The sequence below is a fragment of the Vibrio sp. 1401 genome (assembly GCF_033340295.1).
In genome coordinates, this window is the sequence record NZ_JAWOWF010000884.1 from 1 (window position 1) to 507 (window position 507).

General features: G+C 46.5%; 1 protein-coding gene. It reads right to left on the reverse strand.

Annotated elements, in window-relative coordinates; all coding sequences use genetic code 11:
* Positions 1 to 507 (reverse strand): phosphoenolpyruvate carboxylase (locus R7Z77_RS28700; RefSeq protein WP_318137478.1); only part of this gene is annotated, 507 nt, incomplete at both ends.

Sequence of the window (507 nt, forward strand, 5' to 3'; positions counted from 1 at the left end):
CTTTCCAACGAGACAGAAGCAGTACTTCACGCGTTACGCTATGAGTAACGAACGGGTTGCCATCACGGTCACCCCCCATCCAAGAAGAGAAATGCACTGGACGAGCATCAATTGGTAAACCTTCACCTAGGTAAGACTTCAGACGATCATTCATTTCACGTAGGAAATCTGGCACAGCTTCCCACAGTGAGTTTTCTACTACGGCAAAGCCCCATTTCGCTTCATCCAATGGAGTAGGGCGTTGTTGACGAATCACGTCAGAATGCCAGCTTTGTGCGATAAGTTGCTCTAAGCGACGCTCTGTTTTTTTGCGTTCTTTAGAAGACAGGTCGCTGAGTTCTAGTTTGGATAAACACTCGTTGATCTTGACCAGTTTATTGATCATGGTGCGGCGAGTGATTTCCGTGGGGTGCGCGGTTAATACCAGTTCAATATTCAAATCACGTACCGCTTGAGCCGTATCGAGTTTGCTAACATCGTTTTGTACCAGTTTTGAAAACAGCGAGT